Genomic DNA, 18,074 nt, shown 5'->3' on the forward strand with positions numbered 1-18,074 from the left:
CTTCTCCTTCTTCCACGGGGTTTCAGTTCGACATCTCGGGCATCGGGTAATGCGGGGCGACGATCACCCGTCCGCCCCGGGTGGCGGCAGGGGCAAGGGCGGCCAGCGCCTCGGCCTCTTCGAGACTCGGCGCCTCGAGGATGAAATACCCCGAAACGCGGTTTCCGTCGCCCTCGGAAACGACGAGAGGCGCGCCACCGCGCACCATGCCCGTCTGCCCGATCATCGCGGCATACTCCGCCCAGAGCGCCCAATAGGCCGCCCCAGCCCCGGTCGTGTCGGACCTCAGGGCGACATCGGCGGGGGTTTCATGGATGAACAGGGTGAAAGGATCGGCGAAAGCCGGGACCGACAGGGCGGTCAGGGCGGAGGCCAACAAGGTGGTTCGGATCATGGGTCAGGCTCCTTGGGTTTGCGCGACGGCACAGCGCCGTCACACCCATGAGCCTCGGGTCCCGTCGATTTCGACAGGAGCGCGAAAAAAATCAGCGCTGGATCGCAGGCGTCTTGCCGATATGGCTGCCGTCCTCGGCGGCATGGACAAGGAAATGCGCCACGTCCGCCCGGCTGATGATGCCTTGCCGCCATGTCTCGGGCTCGACCAGCACCTTGTATTTCCCGCTCATCGCGTTGTCGTTGAGGATGCCGGGCCGCGCGATGGTCCAATCCAGACCCGAGGCGCGGATCATCTCTTCCTGTATGGATTTGTCGGCATAAGCCCGACCCAGAAACAGCTTGAAGGGGATGCGTTCGACGCTCGAAAGCTTGGCTTCGCTGTCGCCCGCGCCAAAGCCTGTGACCGCCAGCAAGCGCCGGACGCCAGCCACCTCCATCACGGGGATCAGCGCCGCGGCTGCATCCGAGAACAGCGTCGTGCGCTTGAGCGCGCGAAGATCGCGCGGAACGCCGAGCGTCAGGATCACCGCATCCGAGCCCGCGACCGCCTGCGCGAGGACGACGGGATCCGTCGCATCGCCGGTGACGGGTTCGAAACCGGGGGCCTCGATCCCCATCCGGTCCGCACTGCGCGCAAGGGCCCGCACGACATGGCCGCGCGACAGGGCATACTCCACGACCTTTCGGCCAATGCCGCGACTTGCGCCGATGACGGTGATCTGCATGGCGTAATCTCCTTTCTAAGTGAGATAGAGCGCGATCGTGTCACGCCCAAGACACGGAGGGGTAAGGCCCTCAGGCGCGCCCGGCCTCGGACGACCCTCAGGCGCGCCCGGCCTCGGACGACAAGGTCAGGGGCGACACCCCCAGCGTGGCCAGCGCCGCCGACCATTTGCCTTCCATGCGCTCTGCAAAGACGATCTCGGGCGTCGCATCCGCCGTCAGCCAGCCGTTTTGCGCGATCTCGTCTTCCAGTTGGCCCGGACCCCAGCCCGCATAGCCCAGCGCCATCAGCGCCCGCTCCGGCCCGCCCCCCCGCGCTAGATCCTCCAGCACGTCGATGGTGGCCGTCATGGCGAAACTGTCACCGATGCGAAGCTGGTCGTCCTGTCGGCCTCGATAGCCTGAGTTGTGCAACACGAAGCCGCGGCGCACCTCGACCGGCCCCCCATAGCAGACCGGCAGGTCAGGCATGCCCGCGCCGCGCGGAATATCCAGTTGTTCCAACATCTCGGAAAACCGGACATCGGGCATCGGCTTGTTCACGATCAGGCCCATCGACCCATCCGGGGAATGGGCGCACAGAAACACCACGCTGCCGTGAAACCGCGGGTCGCCCATGTCAGGCATCGCGATCAGCAGTTTTCCGGTCAGGTCCGCAAAGGCAAGGTTCGGGGTCATGGATGGAGCATGGGGGTTCGACCCGGCGCATTCAAGCGCGACACCCGCGACACGGTCACGGGAGCGTCGCCAATTCGTGACTTCCCAAAACGGCGACCTGCGCCTAGCTGAAGCGCATGAAGCACACACTCCGCACCCTTCTGTCCGCCCTTGCCGCCTGCGCCGCGACCTTCGCGGCCGCGCCCGCCATGGCCCAGTTCGAGGGCCGTTCCGCCGCCGATGTGGTGGAGGTCAGCTTCCTGCCGGGATGGCGGCTGCCCAACGGCAATCACATGGCCGGTGTCCGCATCGCGCTTGCGCCGGGATGGAAAACCTACTGGCGCGCGCCGGGCGAAGGTGGCGTACCCACGATCATCACCCTGACCGAGGCGACAGGGATCGACGGTATGGCCATCCATTGGCCCAGCCCCCAGGTCTTCTATGCCAACGGGATGCGGTCCATCGGCTACCGCGACGAGGTGATCTTGCCCGTCGAATTTTCGCTGACGCGCCAGGGCGAGATCGCCATCGCGGGCGAGATCGATCTGGGCGTCTGCCTCGATGTCTGCATGCCGGTAACGCTGGATCTGGCGGGGCTTCTGCCTCCCGTGACCGACCGGGTGCACGAGATCGGTCTTGCGCTGGCCGACCGCCCTCTGACCGCGACCGAAGCCGGGGCGGGGCGCGCCACCTGCGCGGTGCAACCCATCGCCGATGGTTTGCGGGTCACCGTCTCGGTCGACCTGCCCACCACTGGCAATGACGAAACGCTGGTTCTGGAACATCGCAACCCGGGCATCTGGGTCTCCGAATCGACCACGCGGCGCGAGGGTGCAACGGTTCGTGCGGTGGCCGACGTGATCCCGCCCGGGCGTCCCGGCCCCTTTCCGTTGAGCCGGTCGGACCTGCGCATCACCGTGATCGGCAGCCGGATGGCAGTCGAACTGGACGGCTGCATCGGCTGAAGCGGCCTCAGCCGCGCCGCAGCCCCCGCGCCAAGGCGACCGACCAGCCGATCAGGCAAAGGATGGCCGTGCCCGCGACGAACAACGCAAAGGCGGGTAGCAGGCCAGCACCCAATGCCGCCAATGGACCTGCCATCGACCCGGTCACGATCACGCTGCCCAGCGTCGCCGCAAAGAGCAGGGTCACCGCACCGAGCAGCGCCAGCATCCCCCGCGCAAGGCCGGGATTGCGCCCCATCGCCCCCAAGGCACGCCGCAACGCGCGCATCTGGGCCGCCGCATCGCGCTGCATCGCCATGATGGCAGGCACGACCAGCAGCACGATCACCATCCCAAAGCCCAGCCCATAGACCAGCGTCACCACCGTTGGCCGCAGGAATTGCGCATCCTGCGAGCGTTCGTAAAGCAGCGGGGCCAGCCCCAGCACCGTGGTCAGCGTGGTCAACAGAACCGGCCGCAACCGGTCGCAGACGCCATCCACGATGGCGGGGATCAGGCCGCGTTCCTCGGCATATTCGTCGATCGTGGTCACCAGAACGATGGAATCGTTGATGATGATCCCCGTCATGCCGATCAGGCCGACCACGCTGAACATCGACAGCGGAATATCCCACAAGACATGTCCGTAGATCGCGCCCACAAGGCCGAACGGGATGATGGCCATCACCACCATCGGCCGCGTCCAGCTGGCAAAAATCCACGCCAGCACAAGGTAGATGCCGATCAGGCAGAGGATGAAACCGACAAGCGCATCGCTCAGGAATTCGCGCTCCTGCTCGGCCAGTCCCGACAGCCGGGTGGCGACCCCGAACCGTTCCTCCAGTTGCGGGACGATGACCTCCGACAGCTCTGCCATGATCTCGGCGGCGCGCGCGGGATCATCCTCGGACAGATCGCCCGTGACCGAGATCAGCCGCAGCCCGTTCTCGCGCTGGATCAAGGAAAACCCCTGCCGCGCTTCGACCGTCACGATATCGGCCAGCGGCACGTATTGGCCCGCTGCGGCGCGCAGCAGCGTCCGGTCGAGGAAATCGGCGGTCAATTCCCCCACTGGCAATTCCACCCGGATCGCGGCTGTGCGTGGCCCGTCGGGATAGGTCGCGGCCTCGATCCCGGCCAGACGGTGGCGCAACACGCGCCCCAAGGTGCCGATGTCAAAGCCCAGCGCCTCGCCCTGCGGGGTCAGGGTCAGGCTCAGCTCCTCGCGGTCATAGGCCATGCTGTCCTGCAATCCCGAAACCTCGGGAAAGCGGGCAAGCTGCGTCTGCAACCAGATCGCGGCCGCCTTGAGCGTCTCGGTCTCGGCGCCCGTGATCTGCACGTCGATGGCATCGCCGCCCGGCCCGCCGCGAAAGCCCCGGAAGCTGACGACCTCGGTCAAGGGCAACTGGCGCACCTCGTCCTGGAGATCGGCGACGAAGGCAAAGGCCGAATAGGGCCGCAGGTCCGCGTCGATCAGTTCGATGGCAATGGACCCCAAAAGGTCCGCGTCCTTGTTCTCGACCCCGCTCAGCCCCGGCCCGCTGGTGCCGCCCACCTCGGCCAGAACGTAGATGAGCGGGTTGACCCCATGCTCAGCCTCGTAGCGGGCGGCCACGGCCTCGGTCGCGCGCTGCATCTCGCGCACCATCGCAAGGCTGTCCTCGCGGGTCGCACCATCGAGCATCGCGAAATTGCCGGTGCCCGACGAGAGTTCCGGCGCGTTGAAGAACCGCCATGTCACATCGCCCCGGATCACCCCCGCGACCTGCGAGGCAAGGATCAGGATCATCCCGGCAAGCAACGGGTAGCGCCCGGCGACGACGATCCGCATCGCTGGCCGGAAGGCCGTTTCCTTAACCCAATCGAAACCCCGGTTAACGACGCGGGACGGCCAGTCGTACCAATGCTCCCGCGCCGAATGGGCCAGCGCATGGGCCATATGGTTGGGCAAGACGAGAAAGCATTCCACAAGGCTCGCCAGAAGCACCGCGATGACGGTGAAGGGGATATCGGCGATCAGGCTGCCGAAGCGCCCCCCGATCACGATCAGGGCAGCAAAGGCCAGAACCGTGGTGATCGTGGCCGAAAACACCGGTGCCGCCATGCGCCGCGCGGCCGTCTCGGCGGCGACCACAGGGCTCTCTCCCAGATGGCGTGCGCGGTAATCGGCATGTTCGCCCACGACAATGGCATCATCCACCACGATGCCCAGCGTGATGATCAGTGCGAAGAGCGAGATCATGTTGATCGTCAGCCCGGCCGCCCACATCAGCGCGATGGCGGCCAGAAGCGCCACCGGGATGCCCGCCGCGACCCAAAGAGCCGTGCGCGCATTGAGAAACAGGAACAACAACCCCACGACCAGCAACAGGCCCATCAGTGCATTGTCGATCAGGATGTCGAGCCGGCCGGAAATCGCCTCGGCCTGCGTGCGGATCAGATCGATCGTCGCGCCCTGCGGCAAGGTCGCCTGCATCTGCGCCGCGACCGCTTCGACCTGCGCCTGTATCGCGATGGCGTCGCCATCCTCGGACCTGTCGATGCGGATCGAGATGGCCGGGTTTTCGTCCACGAAATAGGCGCGCTCCCGGTCCACGCCTTCGACCCGCACAAGGGCCACGTCGCCGATGGTCAGGGCGGATCCATCGTCATGGGTGCGCAGCGTCAGGGCCGCGATCTCGGCCGCGCTTCGCTGTGCGGACCCGGTCCGGATGCGGGCATTGGCGCCGTCGACATCGCCGGCCGGTGCGGTCGAGGCGGCCGCCGCGATCACCTCGGCGATCTCGGCCATCGTGACGTCGTGGCGCACAAGCGAGACCTGCGGCACCTCCACGATCGTTTGCGGGGCGGCGACGCCGCGAATCGTGGTCCGCGTGACGCCGACCTCGAACAGGCGCGCGACGAATTCATCGGCGAACCGGCCCAATTGCGCAGGCGGCACGGGGCCTGTGATCACCACGTCGGTCACGCGGTCCGACCATGTGCCGCGGCGGATCTCGGGATCCTCGGCATCTTCGGGCAGATCCGTGACGGCATCGAGGGCCGCCTGCACCTCGTCGGCGGCGCGCGCCATGTCCCAGCCGGGATCGAATTCCAGCGTCAGGCTGGCGCGCCCCTCACGGCTGGTGGCCTCGGACCCGGCGACGCCGGGCACGGCCAAGAGCACGGGTTCCAACACCGCGACAATGGCCTCGTCCACATCCTCGGCCCCGGCGCCGTCCCATGCAACGACGATGGACACGTCATCGGAAATCACATCCGGGAAAAACTGCGCCCGCATCTGCGGGATCGCGGCAAGACCCGCGACCACCATCAGCATCAAAAGCAGGTTGGCCGCCGTGCGATGCCGGGTGAAGTAGCTCAGGATACCGACACCTTGGGGCGGGAGACGGCGCATCCTCAACTGCCCATCCGGCTTTCAAGGCGCGCCACCATCTGCGCGGGCACCGTATCTTGCCGCAACTGGTCCAGCATGCGGGCCCGCGCCTCGGCCGGGATCATGCGATTGCTTTCGACATAGGCGATCAACCGGGCGCGTCGTTCGGGGTCGAGCGCGATGGTCTCGGGCTCCGACGTGGTGTCGGCGGCTTCGGGCCGCACCGGATTGACCCGGATGCCCGCGCCCAGAACCGGGGTACGGGCCAAAACCACCTCGCGCCCGTCAAGATCCGCTGCACGCACGAGAACCGCATCGCCTTGCCGCCGCACCAGATCGACCGCCACGGCCTCCAGCCGGTTGTCTTCGCCCAGAACCAGCACCTGCCCATCCGAGCCCAGCGCCGAGGCGGGCAGGCGCGCCACGCCTTGCACAGGCGGTTCCTGAACTTCGACCCGCACGAAATCCCCCGCGCGCAGGCCGCGCGCCGTATCGATCCGGGCGAAAAGCAGGCGGCCCGATTGCCCGGCCTCGACCGATCCGCTTTCGCGGGTCAGCACCGCCTCGGCACTCAGATCGAGGCCGAAGGTATCCAGAACCACCCGCACCGGCGCCTCGGACAGAACGCCTCCGGCTCCGAGAAGCTGCGCATATTGCGCCGCAGAGATGCGAAACGCGACCTCCAGCGCCTCGGGGTCGATCAGGCGGGCGATCATTTCATTGCGATTGACCAGCCGTCCGGCGACCACGTCGACCTCGGACAGGATCCCGTCGAATTCCGCGCGCAGCACTGTGCGGGCGAGCATCCGTTCCGCCTCCTCCAGCGCGATGCGGCGACGATCCAGCGCAGTTCGCGCCTGCGCGAGGCGCGCCTCGGCCTGCGCAAGCGCCTGCCTGCGCGACAGCACCGCTTGGCCGGCGGCGGCGGCGGCCAGTTCGGCGGTTTCAACGGCGGCGGCACTGCCCACACCGCGATCCAGAAGATCGACCTGCCGCGCGAATGCGCGCTGGCGCAACTCGGCCTGTGTCGCGGCGGCGGCCAGGTCGTCGCGCGACAGCGCCACCGCGGCCACCGCCTCCGTCAATTCGTTCTCGGCATCGCGCAAATCGGCCCCGGCCGTGTCCCGGGCCGATTGCGCCTCCGACGGATCGATCCGAAGCAGAACCTGACCCGCCGAAACGGACCCGCCTTCCTCGAAACCGGGCGCAAGGTCGATGACATTCCCCTCGGCGGGCGCGCGCAGTTCCAGAACCCGGCGCGACCGCACTTCACCGAATGCCGTCAGGACAGGGGTTTCCGTCCCGACTGTCACCGTCATCACCTCGGCGGAAAAAACACGCTCGCGCTGTGGCTGGGGCGTGCCGGTATCGGCCCACCGCGCCTCAAGGGCGCCACGGATCGTCTGGCCCGCCATTGCCAACAGACCGACGGTCAGCGCCATCAGGAAAAGCCCGGTCAGGGCGCGGCGAAGGAATCGCATGGCTCAATGCCTCAAGAGGTGCCTGCACCAGAGGTAGAGGGCGGCGCGGCAAGGTCCAAGTGACCAGTGCGCGCAGGATAGCGTGGCCCGATCACTCGGGTTCCACGCCACACGCGGTCATTTCCGTCGCAGATGTTCATCGAGCCGGGGCATGATCTCGACGAAATTGCAGGGCAGATGCCGACTGTCGAGCTGGAAGCGCAGGATTTCGTCCCAGGCATCGCGGCAGGCCCCGCTGGAGCCGGGAAGCGCGAAGAGATAAGTGCCATTCGACACGCCGCCGGTCGCCCGGCTTTGTACCGCCGAGGTGCCGATCTTTCCCATCGAGACGATGGTAAAGACGGTGCCAAAGGCCTCGATCTCTTTTTCGTAGACGTCGCGATGCGCCTCGATAGTGACGTCCCGACCGGTCAGGCCGGTACCGCCCGTGGTCAGGATCACGTCGATGCCCGGATCGGCGCACCAGATGCGCAATTGATCCGCGATGGCGTCACGCTCGTCGCGCAGGATGTGGCGCGCGGCTAGCACATGGCCCGCATCGGTCAGGCGCTGCACGAGCAGGTCGCCCGATTTGTCCTCAGACGGGCCACGGGTGTCCGACACGGCCAGAACCGCGATTCGCACGGGGTGGAAGGGGCGGGTTTCGTCGATGCGCGACATGTCTCAGATCTTTCTCAGCCGGGCCTTCAGGGACAAGAGATCCTCCCACGCCTTGGCCTTGTCATGGGGTTTTCGCAGCAGGTAGGCCGGATGGAACATCGGGATCGCGGGGCGGTCCATCACCTCGGTCCATTGTCCGCGCAGGCGGGTGATGCCCTTCTGGCCGGTCAGGCCGTGGCAGGCATGATTGCCCATCAGGACAAGGATATCCGGATCGGCCAATTCGATATGGCGGCGCACGAAGGGACCCAGCATCGCCAGTTCCTCGGGCGAGGGGTCGCGGTTTTGCGGCGGGCGCCACGGCAGCATATTGGTGATGTAGACGGAACTTTCAGGGTCTGCGGCGGCGCGGTCCAGCCCGATCGCGGCCAGCATCCGGTCAAGGAGTTGCCCCGCCTTGCCGACGAAGGGCTTGCCTTGCTGATCCTCTTCGCGGCCCGGCGCATCGCCCACGATCATGACGCGCGCGGCAGGATCGCCATCGGCAAAGACCAACCGCGTCGCCGTCTGGCTGAGCGGGCAATGGGGAAAAACCTCCATCGCCGCCTTGAGCGCGGGCAGGTCATGCGCGGCGGCTGCAGCCTCGCGCGCGATGGCAACGACGTCGACGGCATTGGCCTTGGCTGCCCCCTCGGCCGCGCGGGCGGGGGGCGGAGCAGGGCGGGAGGCGGCGGGCGGGACAGCCGGGGCGGCGGGCGGGGGGGCGGATGCGACCGGTGCGGCCTCCTCCAGCGCGAAACGGTCGACCGGCGCGTCGAGGATCGCCTCGTCCGCCCCAAGCTCGATCTGCCAATCCAGCAGCGCCAGCGCCTCGTGATACCCCATGTCATCCATGACGCGCAGGCTATGCGCAGCCGCAACAAAGGAAAAGGGGGCAAGGGGCCTGACGCCTTGCCGCCCCGCCCCGCCCGCACCTATAAGCGCAGACAGGCGCAAGGCACCAGGGCGGCACGATGAAATTCAGCCAGACGCATCTCTTGGGGATCGAAGACCTCCACCCGATGGAGATCACGATGCTGCTCGACCGGGCCAATGTGCATGCCGAGGCCGAGCGCGGCAGCCGCCAGCATGGCGAACCGCTCAAGGGTCTGACCCAGATCAACATGTTTTTCGAGGCCTCGACCCGCACCCAAGCCAGCTTCGAGATCGCGGGCAAACGGCTGGGCGCGGATGTGATGAACATGGCGATGGCGGCAAGCTCCCTCAAAAAGGGCGAGACGCTGATCGACACGGCACTGACACTGAATGCCATGCACCCCGACCTGCTGGTCGTGCGTCACCCCCATTCGGGCGCGGTCAAGCTTTTGGCGGACAAAGTGAATTGCGCGGTTCTGAACGCGGGCGACGGGCGGCATGAACACCCGACCCAAGCGCTCCTCGACGCGCTGACGATCAAACGCGCCAAGGGCCGCATCCACAGGCTGAACATCGCGATTTGCGGCGATATCGCCCACAGCCGCGTGGCGCGGTCCAACATCTTCCTTCTGGGTCGGATGGAAAACCGCGTGCGCCTTGTCGGTCCTCCGACCCTGATCCCGGCTGGCGCGGCGGATTGGGGGGTCGAGGTCTACGACGACATGGCCGAGGGGCTGCGCGACGTCGATGTGGTGATGATGCTGCGCCTTCAGAAAGAACGGATGGACGGAGCCTTCATCCCGTCCGAACGCGAATATTTCCACCGTTTCGGCCTGAATGCCGAAAAACTGTCCTACGCCAAACCCGACGCCATCGTCATGCATCCGGGTCCGATGAACCGCGGCGTCGAAATCGACGGGACCATCGCCGACGACATCAACCGCTCGGTCATTCAGGAGCAGGTGGAAATGGGTGTGGCCGTCCGTATGGCCGCGATGGAGCTTTTGGCCGAAAACCTGCGCGCCCGGCGGGAAAAGGGCGCGGCATGACGGACAGCCTGCACGTCTTCGCCATCACCGCGCCCGAAGGGCTAAGGCACACCCACCTGACCCGGGCCGAAGGGTTGGCCGCCGATCTGCCCCCGCTGACGGACTGGCTGGGGGCCGAGGTCGACACCGACCAGATCGAGCTTTTCCCCGTCCGCGATCTGGGCGACATGGCCCTGTCCGATTACATCACCATGGCCTTTGCCCCGGAACCCATCGCGCCCGACAGCCTGCGCCGGATCAATGCGATCAAGGGCCATGTGCTGCTGGTGCCCGAAAGCGCCCTGTCGGAGGAACCTGCGCCAACGGCCGATGCGCGGCTGGTCGCCTCTCTCCCCCTTGCGCGGGCCGATCACGCGGCCAGCCTGCCAAAGGCCGATGTCACGCCGATGCCCCGCCCGCCTGCCCCCCAACCGCCGCGGCAACGGATCGGTTCCGGCGCGCTTTGGGCCATCGCCGGGCTCGGCTTGCTGCTCCTTCTTGTGCTTTTGGTGCTGTGATGGACCCGCATCTGCCCACCCGCAGCCTTTTTGTGCCCGAGACCCAGCTTGACCCGGGCGAAGCGGTCATCGCGCAGTTTCACGCGGATCGCGCCACCTATTGGCGGGAAAACGCGTGGCTTGCGGCGATCGCCATGGCGGCGGGCATGGCGATCCTCTGGGCGCTTGGCAATGAACATGTCTGGACAGGTGCTGTCGGCGGCCTTTTGGCCATCGCGGTGCGCGCGCTTTACCTGTCCTCGGACGAAACCAAGATGCGCTGGGACCTGACCGACCGGCGGCTTCTCGGACCCGGCCCGCGCGTCATCGCGCTGGAAAACATCACGCAGGTCAACACGATCTTTTCCGCCGTGCAGGTCGTGACCGTGACCGGCGACAAGCACCTGTTGAAATACCAGGCGGATGCCGAGGCCACCAAGGCCCGCATCGACGCCGCACGAGGGCAGACATGACGCAGGGCTCGGGCTGGGACGACATTCTGGAACCGGGCGAAACGGTCCTGTGGCAAGGCCAGCCCCTGCCGGGCATCATCTGGCGTGACATGATCGGGGGACGCCTGCCGATCGGCATCATCTTCACGGCGTTTTCGACATTCTGGATCGGGCTCACAATCTGGATGGCCGCCTCCATCGACGGGCCGATCCTGCTGCGTTTGTTGTTTCCGATGGCCGGTTTGCCGTTCCTTGGCATCGGGGTCTACATGCTTGTCGGTCACCTCTACTGGGACGCGCTGGTGCGGGGCGGCACATGGTACACGCTGACCGACCGCCGCGCCTTCATCGCCACCGACGTATTCGGACGGCGCAAGCTCGACAGCTACCCGATTGACGAGATGACCGGGTTGAGCCTGCGCGACGGCGTCCCCGGCGACGTGATCTTCGGGACCGTGACCCATTCCTTTCGGCGCCGCGCGGCGGCACCGCACCGCAGGCGCAATCGGATGACGACGAGCACCCGGGTCCAGCTGGGCTTTCGCCACATCGCCGAAGCGCGCAAGGTCTGGCGCATGATCCGGGACCGGCAGGCGGCGATGACGGCGGCCGCGCGCGACATTCAGGAGGACGAGACGCCATGACCAACGCGCTGCTTCGCAACGCCCGCCTGATCGACCCCGAGGCGGGGACCGAGCGGCTGGGCTGGCTCCGGATCGAGGGGGGGCGCATCGCCGAAACGGGCGAAGGTCCGCGCGCAGGCGGGATCGACTGCCACGGTGCCTGCCTTGCACCCGGCATCGTGGACATCGGGGTCAAGGTCGGCGAACCGGGTGAACGCCACAAGGAAAGCTTCCGCACCGCAGGCCGCGCGGCGGCGGCGGGCGGCGTCACCACCATGGTCACCCGCCCCGACACAGCCACCCCCATCGACACACCCGAGGTGCTGGAATTCGTCACCCGCCGCGCGCAGCAGGATGCAAGCGTCAAGGTTCGGCCCATGGCCGCCCTGACCCGCGGCCGCGAGGGCCGCGAGATGACCGAGATCGGCTTTTTGCTGGATGCGGGCGCTGTCGCCTTCACCGATGGCGATGCGGTCACCGCCAATACCAAGGTCCTGTCGCGCTGCATGACCTATGCCCGCTCGCTCGGCGCGCTGATCGTGGGCCACCCGCAGGAACCGGGTCTGAGCGAGGGGGCGGCGGTAACTTCGGGCAAATTCGCCTCGCTGCGCGGTCTGCCCGCCGTCTCTCCCATGGCCGAGCGGATGGGGCTGGAGCGTGATCTCGCCTTGGTCGAGATGACGCGCGTGCGCTATCATGCCGACCAGATCACGACCGCCACCGCCCTGCCCGCACTGGCCCGCGCCAAGGCCGCGGGTCTCGACGTGACGGCGGGGGTGTCGATCCACCACCTGACACTGAATGCGCTCGACGTCGGCGATTACCGAACCTTCTTCAAGGTCAAGCCACCGCTCCGTGACGAGGAGGACAGGCTCGCCATGGTCGAGGCGGTGCGCGACGGGCTGATCGACGTGATCTGTTCCATGCACACCCCGCAGGACGAGGAAAGCAAACGCCTGCCCTACGAGGCCGCGGCCTCGGGCGCGGTGGGGCTGGAAACCCTGCTCCCCGCCGCCCTGCGCCTCTACCATGCCGAGGCGCTGGACCTGCCGCACCTGTTCCGGGCGCTGTCGCTGAACCCGGCGCGGCGTCTGGGGCTTGAGGGCGGGCGGCTTGCGCCCGGCGCACCGGCCGATCTGGTTCTGTTCGACCCCGACATTCCCTATATCCTCGACCGCTACGCATTGCATTCCAAGTCGCGCAACACGCCCTTCGATGGGCAAAGGATGCAGGGGCGCGTCCTGCGCACATGGGTGGATGGGGCCGTGGTCTATGACCGCGCGCAGGAGAAGGCGGCATGATCCCCATCCTCGAGACGGGCCCCGCGTTTCTGGGAGTGGTGGGCCTGTTGGCCTATGTGCTGGGCTCCGTGCCCTTCGGCATCGTCATGGCGCGCCTCTTCGGGCTGGGCGATCTGCGCAAGATCGGCTCTGGCAATATCGGCGCCACCAACGTGCTGCGCACCGGCAACAAGCTGGCGGCTTTCCTGACGCTAGTGCTGGACGCGGGCAAGGGTGGCATCGCGGTGCTGGTCGCGCGCGCGCTTGTGGGTGAGGATGCGGCGCAGGTCGCGGGGTTCGCGGCTTTCCTCGGCCATTGTTTCCCCGTCTTCATCGGGTTCAAGGGCGGCAAGGGGGTCGCAACCTTCCTCGGGACGCTGCTCGCGCTGGCATGGCCCGTCGGTCTCGCCGCCTGCGCGACTTGGGCCGCGGTTGCGGCCGTCACGCGGATCTCGTCGCTCTCGGCACTGGTGGCGGCGGCGCTGTCGCCGGTCTGGGCCATCGTGCTCGGACAGGGAACGGCAGCGCTTTTGCTCGTCTTGCTTGCTGGCCTGATCTTTTGGCGGCACGCGGCCAATATCTCACGCCTGATCGCGGGAACGGAGCCTAGGATCGGAAGGTCCACCAAGGACTGAGGCACCCGCCGCTTTTCGTGGAAACTCCTCACGCATGCCCCGATTTTGCCGCCTTGCGCGCCGACCCTGTGGCCCGGAACCGGACAGCCAAAAGGGTCGGAGATGGGACCGTTCAAAGCTATTGCGACGTGTTATGCGAAGTCTCTGACCTTCTCGGGCCGCGCCCGGAGGTCGGAGTATTGGTGGTTTGCGCTTTTTTTGCTGCTCGCTGGTATGGCCATTCATGTTGGGGCGACCGCTTGGGCGCTGCACGACCCGGCCTTGGTCGCCGCGTTTCAGGATCCAGCACGGATCGAAATCTGGGCCAAGCGGCAAGACAACCTCTGGCTCATGCTGATCGGGGGATTGGTCGCCTATCTGCTGCTGTTCTGCCTGCCGCAATTGTCCGTCACGGTCCGCCGCCTCCATGACACGAACCGGAGCGGTTGGTTCATCTTCATGCCCACGCTTGTCGGACTTGGCTCCATTATCGCAACGGTCGTCATTGCCATGGGCGGCGGCGCGGGGGCAACGCCGCTGATCTTGCTGATCCTGTCAGCGCCGATCCTCGCCTATCTTTGGTTCTTTGTCGTGCTGTGCCTGCCGGGCACACATGGGAGCAACCGGTTCGGCACGGATCCGATCAAGGGCCGCAGGCGGCGCGCACCCGACCATCCGGCCTTTGCCATGCCCGCCACGCCCGAGGAACGCGCAAGCTTCGAGGCGGCGAGACGTGCCGAAATCCAGGACTACTACCGCAAGAACGTGCTGGCGAACGTGACGCGCGCCTGACTCAGTACCGGTGCGCCGCGTAGATGCGCGACAGGTCGCCCGCCCATTCCCCGCGATATTCCTCGAGCAATTCGTCCGCCGGCACGCGCCCCGTTTCAACGCTGTCCTTCAACGCGTTCAGGAAATGCGTCTCGTCCGGGATCAGGCCATCGGCGCCCGAACGCGCGCGGGCCTTCAGCCCGGTTTCGGCGATGGCCACGGCCTCGCGGGCGATGTCGTGCAGGCGGATGCCGCCCACCTGCCCCTGCAACGCATCGACCGAGGCTGCCACGCGCAGCGCGTCGCGCGTTTCGGCATCCCAATCCTTGACCAGATCCCATGCGGCATCCAGCGCCGACTGGTCATACATCAGACCGACCCAGAAGGCCGGCAGCGCGCACAGCCTGCGCCAAGGGCCGCCATCGGCACCGCGCATCTCGATGTATTTCTTGACGCGCGCCTCGGGGAACACGGTCGTCATGTGATCGGCCCAATCGCTCAGCGTCGGCACCTCGCCGGGCAGGGCAGGCAATTCACCCTTCAGGAAATCACGGAACGACTGGCCCAGCGCGTTGATGTATCTGCCGTCGCGGTAAACGAAATACATCGGCACATCGAGCACGTACTCGACCCAACGCTCGAACCCGAATCCGTCTTCGAAGACGAAGGGCAACATGCCGGTGCGCGCGGAATCAAGATCACGCCACACCCGGCTGCGCCACGATTTGTGACCGTTCGGCTTGCCGTCCAGAAACGGCGAATTGGCGAAAAGCGCGGTGGCCACGGGCTGCAGGGCCAAGGCCACGCGCAGTTTCTGCACCATGTCGGCCTCGGAGGCAAAATCGAGGTTCACCTGCACCGTGCAGGTGCGCCGCATCATGGTGGTTCCCATGGTGCCGACGGTCTGCATGTAGCCGTCCATCAGCTTGTAGCGCCCCTTGGGCATCAGCGGCATGTCCTCGTGCCGCCAGATCGGGGCCGCGCCCAGACCGATGAATTCCACCCCGATCGCATCGGCCACCTCGCGCACTTCGCGCAGGTGTTCGTTCACCTCGTCGCAGGTCTGGTGGATCGTCTCGAGCGGCGCGCCGGACAGTTCCAGCTGTCCACCGGGCTCAAGACTGACATTCGCGCCATCCTTGGTCAGACCGATGATGTTGCCGCCCTCGGCAACGGGCTGCCAGCCGAATTTCTGTTGCAACCCCTCCAGCACCGCCTTGATCGAGCGGGCGCCCTCGTAGGGGAGCGGCGCAAGCGTGTCGCGGCAATAACCGAATTTCTCGTGCTCGGTGCCGATCCGCCACTCGGATTTGGGCTTGCACCCCGAGGCGATGTATTCGGCCAGCTGCCCGTGATGTTCGATCGGGCCGCCGCCGGATTGGGGGATGGACATGGGTGCTTCTTTCGCGCTCGGGCTGTGTTCGGAGGGCACAGGTGGCCCGGTGGCTCTATCCTGTCAAGGCCGGAGCGATCACGCGCCGCCACAGCATCTGTTCACCCATGCGCGTTTCCCTCCGAGCGGCCAACAGGCGTTGGCCGCCAAGACCCGGCAACGTGGTAAAGGCATCGAACAGCGCGTCGGCCCCAGCGGCGTCGACAGGCACCACCAGAAACTGCCCCGGCTCGCTCAAAATCCAGGCAGCCCTGCCATCATGGTCGCGCCGGATCGCAAGGCTGGTCAACTCGGCCAAAGAGACCGCACCGCCAGTTTGCGGACCCATGTAAAGGATACGCCCCTCCACCACCTGCACCACGCCGGGGCCCTCGCCCTCCGTGGCAAAGCGCGCGCGCCGCACCGCCGGGATCAGCGCCAAGGCGGCCAGCGCGGCCAGAACATAGCCGAACCCCTGAACGATGAACCCCGGCCGCGCCGCGATCCACAAGCCAAGGGCGATGACGCCGCAGGCCGCGATCACCTCGGACCAGCGGCGCAGCACCGCCGCCGCCTCAGGGCGGAGAAACCCGCTCATCGCCAATCCCCGAGATGGGTCTGAAACAGCGTCAAGGCCGCCACCGCCGCGGTATCGGCGCGCAAGATGCGCGGCCCGAGCGAGATGGGACAAACGAAGGACAAACCGTGCAGCCGGACACGCTCGGCTGACGAAAATCCGCCCTCGGGGCCAATCAGGATGGCCCAAGAGCCGACATCCTCAACCCTGTCGGGCAAGAGCGCGGATTGACCGACAGCGCCCTCATCCGCAAAGATCAGCCGCCGCTCGGCAGGCCAATCGGACAAAACCACGTCCAGCCGGTGCAGATCGGCCACCTCGGGCACGAAGGTGCCGCCGCATTGCTCGGCGGCTTCCACCGCATGGGCCTGCAAGCGGTCCTGCCGGATCCGCTCGGCATTGGTGAACTCGGTCTGAACCGGGACGATGTGCGCCGCCCCCATCTCGACCGCCTTTTCCACGATGAAATCGGTGCGCGCCTTCTTGATCGGCGCGAACAGAAGCCAGAGATCGGGCGGCAACAACAAAGGCGCTGTTTGCCGGTCGCAGCGCAGGACGCCGCCGCGCTTGCCCGCTTCGACCACAACGGCGGCCCATTCGCCCGCTTGCCCATTGAACAGCGCCACTTCGGCGCCCTGCCCCAGCCGCATGACGTTGAACAGGTAATTGGCCTGCTCCCGCGACAGGTCGACGGTTTGCCCCTGCCCCAAGGGCTGGTCTACATAGAGGCGTATCTTGGGACGGTCCGACATGAGGCGCAAACTATGAGCGAGGCCAGCGAAACGCCAGAGGGTCAGGTGGCCGATGCCGTCCGGGGCAATTGGGTCGACCGGCTCGCGCCTGCGCCGACGCGCCCCTATCTGCGGCTAAGCCGTGCAGACCGGCCCATCGGGACATGGCTTTTGCTCCTGCCCTGCTGGTGGGCGATCTTTCTGGCCGCGGCCTCGGGCGGAGCAGGCCTGTCGCTGCATGAGCTGTGGCTGTTCACGGGCTCGGCCATCGGGGCCTTCCTGATGCGGGGGGCGGGCTGCACCTGGAACGACATCACCGACCGCGACATCGACGGGTCGGTGGCACGCACCCGGTCGCGGCCCATCCCCTCGGGCCAGGTCAGCGTCAAGCAGGCGTTGGCATGGATGGTGGCGCAGGCGCTGGTGGCCTTTGGCATCCTTTTGACGTTCAACGTGCCTGCCATCCTTTTGGGGATCGCGTCGCTGGCCACCGTGGCGGTCTACCCCTTCGCCAAGCGGTTCACATGGTGGCCGCAGGTTTTTCTTGGCCTTGCCTTCAACTGGGGGGCGCTTTTGCTGTGGACGGCGCAGTCGGGCAGCCTCGGTTGGCCTGCCGTGCTGCTCTACTTGTCCGGGATCAGCTGGACGCTGTTCTACGACACGATCTACGCCCATCAAGACCGTGAGGATGACGCCCTGATCGGGGTCAAATCCACCGCCCGGCTTTTCGCCGAAAACACGCATCTCTGGCTGCGGGCATTCCTTGTGGCGACCGTGGCGCTGATGGGGCTGGCGGCGCTGATCGCGCTCGGGCAGGCGTCGGTTCTGGCGCTGGTTTTGGCGCTGGCGGGGATCTGGGGCATGGGGTGGCATATGCTGTGGCAGCTGCAACGCCTCGATATCGACGATGCCGCGATCTGCCTGCGGCTGTTCCGGTCCAACCGGGATACGGGCCTGATCCCTGCGCTGTTTTTCGCCGCAGCGGCACTGGTCTGATTGAACCCCGGTCCGCAAGCCTGTAACCCCAAGCTCAA

The 18,074-nt window shown here is 66.6% G+C and carries 19 protein-coding genes; 9 read left to right on the forward strand and 10 right to left on the reverse strand.

Features of this window, described 5'->3' with window-relative positions:
* Nucleotides 1-22 precede the first annotated feature (22 nt).
* From QQK63_RS10065 to QQK63_RS10075, 3 genes are all read right to left on the reverse strand, one after another.
* Nucleotides 23-394 carry a hypothetical protein gene (locus tag QQK63_RS10065; protein WP_277824818.1) on the reverse strand — a complete coding sequence of 124 codons (372 nt, stop codon included), beginning with the start codon at nucleotides 392-394 and terminating at the stop codon, nucleotides 23-25.
* Nucleotides 395-485: 91 nt separating this feature from the next.
* On the reverse strand, nucleotides 486-1,121 hold the full coding sequence (locus QQK63_RS10070) for an NAD(P)-dependent oxidoreductase (RefSeq protein ID WP_277824820.1): 636 nt from the start codon (nucleotides 1,119-1,121) through the stop codon (nucleotides 486-488).
* Nucleotides 1,122-1,218: 97 nt separating this feature from the next.
* Nucleotides 1,219-1,797, reverse strand: coding sequence for a YqgE/AlgH family protein (locus tag QQK63_RS10075; RefSeq protein WP_277824822.1), 579 nt, complete (start codon nucleotides 1,795-1,797; stop codon nucleotides 1,219-1,221).
* A gap of 116 nt (nucleotides 1,798-1,913) precedes the next feature.
* On the opposite strand from QQK63_RS10075, the gene QQK63_RS10080 reads away from it, so the two are divergent.
* Nucleotides 1,914-2,741, forward strand: a complete 828-nt coding sequence (locus tag QQK63_RS10080) for a protein-disulfide reductase DsbD domain-containing protein (RefSeq protein ID WP_277824824.1) — start codon at nucleotides 1,914-1,916, stop codon at nucleotides 2,739-2,741.
* Nucleotides 2,742-2,748: 7 nt separating this feature from the next.
* On the opposite strand, the gene QQK63_RS10085 is transcribed toward QQK63_RS10080, so the two are convergent.
* The 4 genes from QQK63_RS10085 to QQK63_RS10100 form a co-directional block, all read right to left on the reverse strand.
* Entirely contained in the window at nucleotides 2,749-6,120 is a 3,372-nt protein-coding gene (locus QQK63_RS10085; protein WP_277824826.1) for an efflux RND transporter permease subunit, read from the reverse strand.
* 2 nt (nucleotides 6,121-6,122) lie between these two features.
* Nucleotides 6,123-7,580, reverse strand: a complete 1,458-nt coding sequence (locus QQK63_RS10090; RefSeq protein ID WP_277824828.1) for an efflux RND transporter periplasmic adaptor subunit — start codon at nucleotides 7,578-7,580, stop codon at nucleotides 6,123-6,125.
* A 117-nt stretch (nucleotides 7,581-7,697) separates the two neighbouring features.
* The gene (gene moaB / locus QQK63_RS10095) at nucleotides 7,698-8,240 is read right to left on the reverse strand and encodes a molybdenum cofactor biosynthesis protein B (RefSeq protein WP_277824830.1); all 543 of its coding nucleotides are present in this window, start codon (nucleotides 8,238-8,240) and stop codon (nucleotides 7,698-7,700) included.
* A 3-nt stretch (nucleotides 8,241-8,243) separates the two neighbouring features.
* A complete protein-coding gene (locus QQK63_RS10100) occupies nucleotides 8,244-9,074 on the reverse strand; it encodes a uracil-DNA glycosylase (RefSeq protein ID WP_277824832.1) in 831 nt (276 codons plus the stop codon).
* A 119-nt stretch (nucleotides 9,075-9,193) separates the two neighbouring features.
* Here QQK63_RS10100 and QQK63_RS10105 point away from each other — a divergent pair, with 119 nt between their 5' ends.
* The 7 genes from QQK63_RS10105 to QQK63_RS10135 all read left to right on the forward strand — a co-directional run bounded on the left by QQK63_RS10105 (nucleotide 9,194) and on the right by QQK63_RS10135 (nucleotide 14,381).
* Entirely contained in the window at nucleotides 9,194-10,144 is a 951-nt protein-coding gene (locus QQK63_RS10105) for an aspartate carbamoyltransferase catalytic subunit (protein WP_277824834.1), read from the forward strand.
* Nucleotides 10,141-10,641 carry a hypothetical protein gene (locus tag QQK63_RS10110; protein ID WP_277824836.1) on the forward strand — a complete coding sequence of 167 codons (501 nt, stop codon included), beginning with the start codon at nucleotides 10,141-10,143 and terminating at the stop codon, nucleotides 10,639-10,641. The genes QQK63_RS10105 and QQK63_RS10110 overlap by 4 nt, the downstream gene beginning before the upstream one ends.
* A complete protein-coding gene (locus tag QQK63_RS10115) occupies nucleotides 10,641-11,093 on the forward strand; it encodes a hypothetical protein (protein ID WP_277824838.1) in 453 nt (150 codons plus the stop codon). Before QQK63_RS10110 ends, QQK63_RS10115 begins: the two co-directional genes overlap by 1 nt.
* Entirely contained in the window at nucleotides 11,090-11,716 is a 627-nt protein-coding gene (locus tag QQK63_RS10120; RefSeq protein ID WP_277824840.1) for a YdbT family protein, read from the forward strand. Before QQK63_RS10115 ends, QQK63_RS10120 begins: the two co-directional genes overlap by 4 nt.
* Nucleotides 11,713-12,996 (forward strand): dihydroorotase, encoded by a 1,284-nt coding sequence (pyrC, locus tag QQK63_RS10125; protein WP_277824842.1) that lies wholly within the window; start codon nucleotides 11,713-11,715, stop codon nucleotides 12,994-12,996. Before QQK63_RS10120 ends, pyrC begins: the two co-directional genes overlap by 4 nt.
* Nucleotides 12,996-13,610: a glycerol-3-phosphate 1-O-acyltransferase PlsY gene (gene plsY / locus QQK63_RS10130; protein WP_277825923.1), complete on the forward strand. Its 615-nt coding sequence runs from the start codon at nucleotides 12,996-12,998 to the stop codon at nucleotides 13,608-13,610. Before pyrC ends, plsY begins: the two co-directional genes overlap by 1 nt.
* Before the next feature lie 102 nt (nucleotides 13,611-13,712).
* Complete coding sequence (locus QQK63_RS10135; protein ID WP_277824844.1) at nucleotides 13,713-14,381, forward strand: DUF805 domain-containing protein; 669 nt, start codon at nucleotides 13,713-13,715, stop codon at nucleotides 14,379-14,381.
* A gap of 1 nt (nucleotide 14,382) precedes the next feature.
* Here QQK63_RS10135 and QQK63_RS10140 read toward each other — a convergent pair whose 3' ends face one another.
* Genes QQK63_RS10140 through QQK63_RS10150 form a run of 3 tightly spaced genes read right to left on the reverse strand, consistent with a single transcriptional unit; the run spans nucleotide 14,383 to nucleotide 17,061 of the window.
* Nucleotides 14,383-15,753 carry a glutamate--cysteine ligase gene (locus QQK63_RS10140; protein ID WP_277824846.1) on the reverse strand — a complete coding sequence of 457 codons (1,371 nt, stop codon included), beginning with the start codon at nucleotides 15,751-15,753 and terminating at the stop codon, nucleotides 14,383-14,385.
* 55 nt (nucleotides 15,754-15,808) lie between these two features.
* Nucleotides 15,809-16,330: a hypothetical protein gene (locus QQK63_RS10145; protein ID WP_277824848.1), complete on the reverse strand. Its 522-nt coding sequence runs from the start codon at nucleotides 16,328-16,330 to the stop codon at nucleotides 15,809-15,811.
* The gene (locus QQK63_RS10150) at nucleotides 16,327-17,061 is read right to left on the reverse strand and encodes a 16S rRNA (uracil(1498)-N(3))-methyltransferase (protein WP_277824850.1); all 735 of its coding nucleotides are present in this window, start codon (nucleotides 17,059-17,061) and stop codon (nucleotides 16,327-16,329) included. Before QQK63_RS10150 ends, QQK63_RS10145 begins: the two co-directional genes overlap by 4 nt.
* Nucleotides 17,062-17,073: 12 nt before the next feature.
* On the opposite strand from QQK63_RS10150, the gene ubiA reads away from it, so the two are divergent.
* The gene (gene ubiA / locus QQK63_RS10155) at nucleotides 17,074-18,036 is read left to right on the forward strand and encodes a 4-hydroxybenzoate octaprenyltransferase (RefSeq protein WP_277824851.1); all 963 of its coding nucleotides are present in this window, start codon (nucleotides 17,074-17,076) and stop codon (nucleotides 18,034-18,036) included.
* Nucleotides 18,037-18,074: the final 38 nt, after the last annotated feature.

It is taken from the genome of Roseicyclus marinus (assembly GCF_030163795.1).
Lineage (GTDB): Bacteria > Pseudomonadota > Alphaproteobacteria > Rhodobacterales > Rhodobacteraceae > Roseicyclus > Roseicyclus marinus.

Coding starts and splice junctions, on each gene's coding strand:
- QQK63_RS10065 (WP_277824818.1), bottom strand. CDS start 394: ATGATCCGAACCACCTTGTTGGCCTCCGCCCTGACCGCCCTGTCGGTC.
- QQK63_RS10070 (WP_277824820.1), bottom strand. CDS start 1,121: ATGCAGATCACCGTCATCGGCGCAAGTCGCGGCATTGGCCGAAAGGTC.
- QQK63_RS10075 (WP_277824822.1), bottom strand. CDS start 1,797: ATGACCCCGAACCTTGCCTTTGCGGACCTGACCGGAAAACTGCTGATC.
- QQK63_RS10080 (WP_277824824.1), top strand. CDS start 1,914: ATGAAGCACACACTCCGCACCCTTCTGTCCGCCCTTGCCGCCTGCGCC.
- QQK63_RS10085 (WP_277824826.1), bottom strand. CDS start 6,120: ATGCGCCGTCTCCCGCCCCAAGGTGTCGGTATCCTGAGCTACTTCACC.
- QQK63_RS10090 (WP_277824828.1), bottom strand. CDS start 7,580: ATGCGATTCCTTCGCCGCGCCCTGACCGGGCTTTTCCTGATGGCGCTG.
- moaB (WP_277824830.1), bottom strand. CDS start 8,240: ATGTCGCGCATCGACGAAACCCGCCCCTTCCACCCCGTGCGAATCGCG.
- QQK63_RS10100 (WP_277824832.1), bottom strand. CDS start 9,074: ATGGATGACATGGGGTATCACGAGGCGCTGGCGCTGCTGGATTGGCAG.
- QQK63_RS10105 (WP_277824834.1), top strand. CDS start 9,194: ATGAAATTCAGCCAGACGCATCTCTTGGGGATCGAAGACCTCCACCCG.
- QQK63_RS10110 (WP_277824836.1), top strand. CDS start 10,141: ATGACGGACAGCCTGCACGTCTTCGCCATCACCGCGCCCGAAGGGCTA.
- QQK63_RS10115 (WP_277824838.1), top strand. CDS start 10,641: ATGGACCCGCATCTGCCCACCCGCAGCCTTTTTGTGCCCGAGACCCAG.
- QQK63_RS10120 (WP_277824840.1), top strand. CDS start 11,090: ATGACGCAGGGCTCGGGCTGGGACGACATTCTGGAACCGGGCGAAACG.
- pyrC (WP_277824842.1), top strand. CDS start 11,713: ATGACCAACGCGCTGCTTCGCAACGCCCGCCTGATCGACCCCGAGGCG.
- QQK63_RS10135 (WP_277824844.1), top strand. CDS start 13,713: ATGGGACCGTTCAAAGCTATTGCGACGTGTTATGCGAAGTCTCTGACC.
- QQK63_RS10140 (WP_277824846.1), bottom strand. CDS start 15,753: ATGTCCATCCCCCAATCCGGCGGCGGCCCGATCGAACATCACGGGCAG.
- QQK63_RS10145 (WP_277824848.1), bottom strand. CDS start 16,330: ATGAGCGGGTTTCTCCGCCCTGAGGCGGCGGCGGTGCTGCGCCGCTGG.
- QQK63_RS10150 (WP_277824850.1), bottom strand. CDS start 17,061: ATGTCGGACCGTCCCAAGATACGCCTCTATGTAGACCAGCCCTTGGGG.
- ubiA (WP_277824851.1), top strand. CDS start 17,074: ATGAGCGAGGCCAGCGAAACGCCAGAGGGTCAGGTGGCCGATGCCGTC.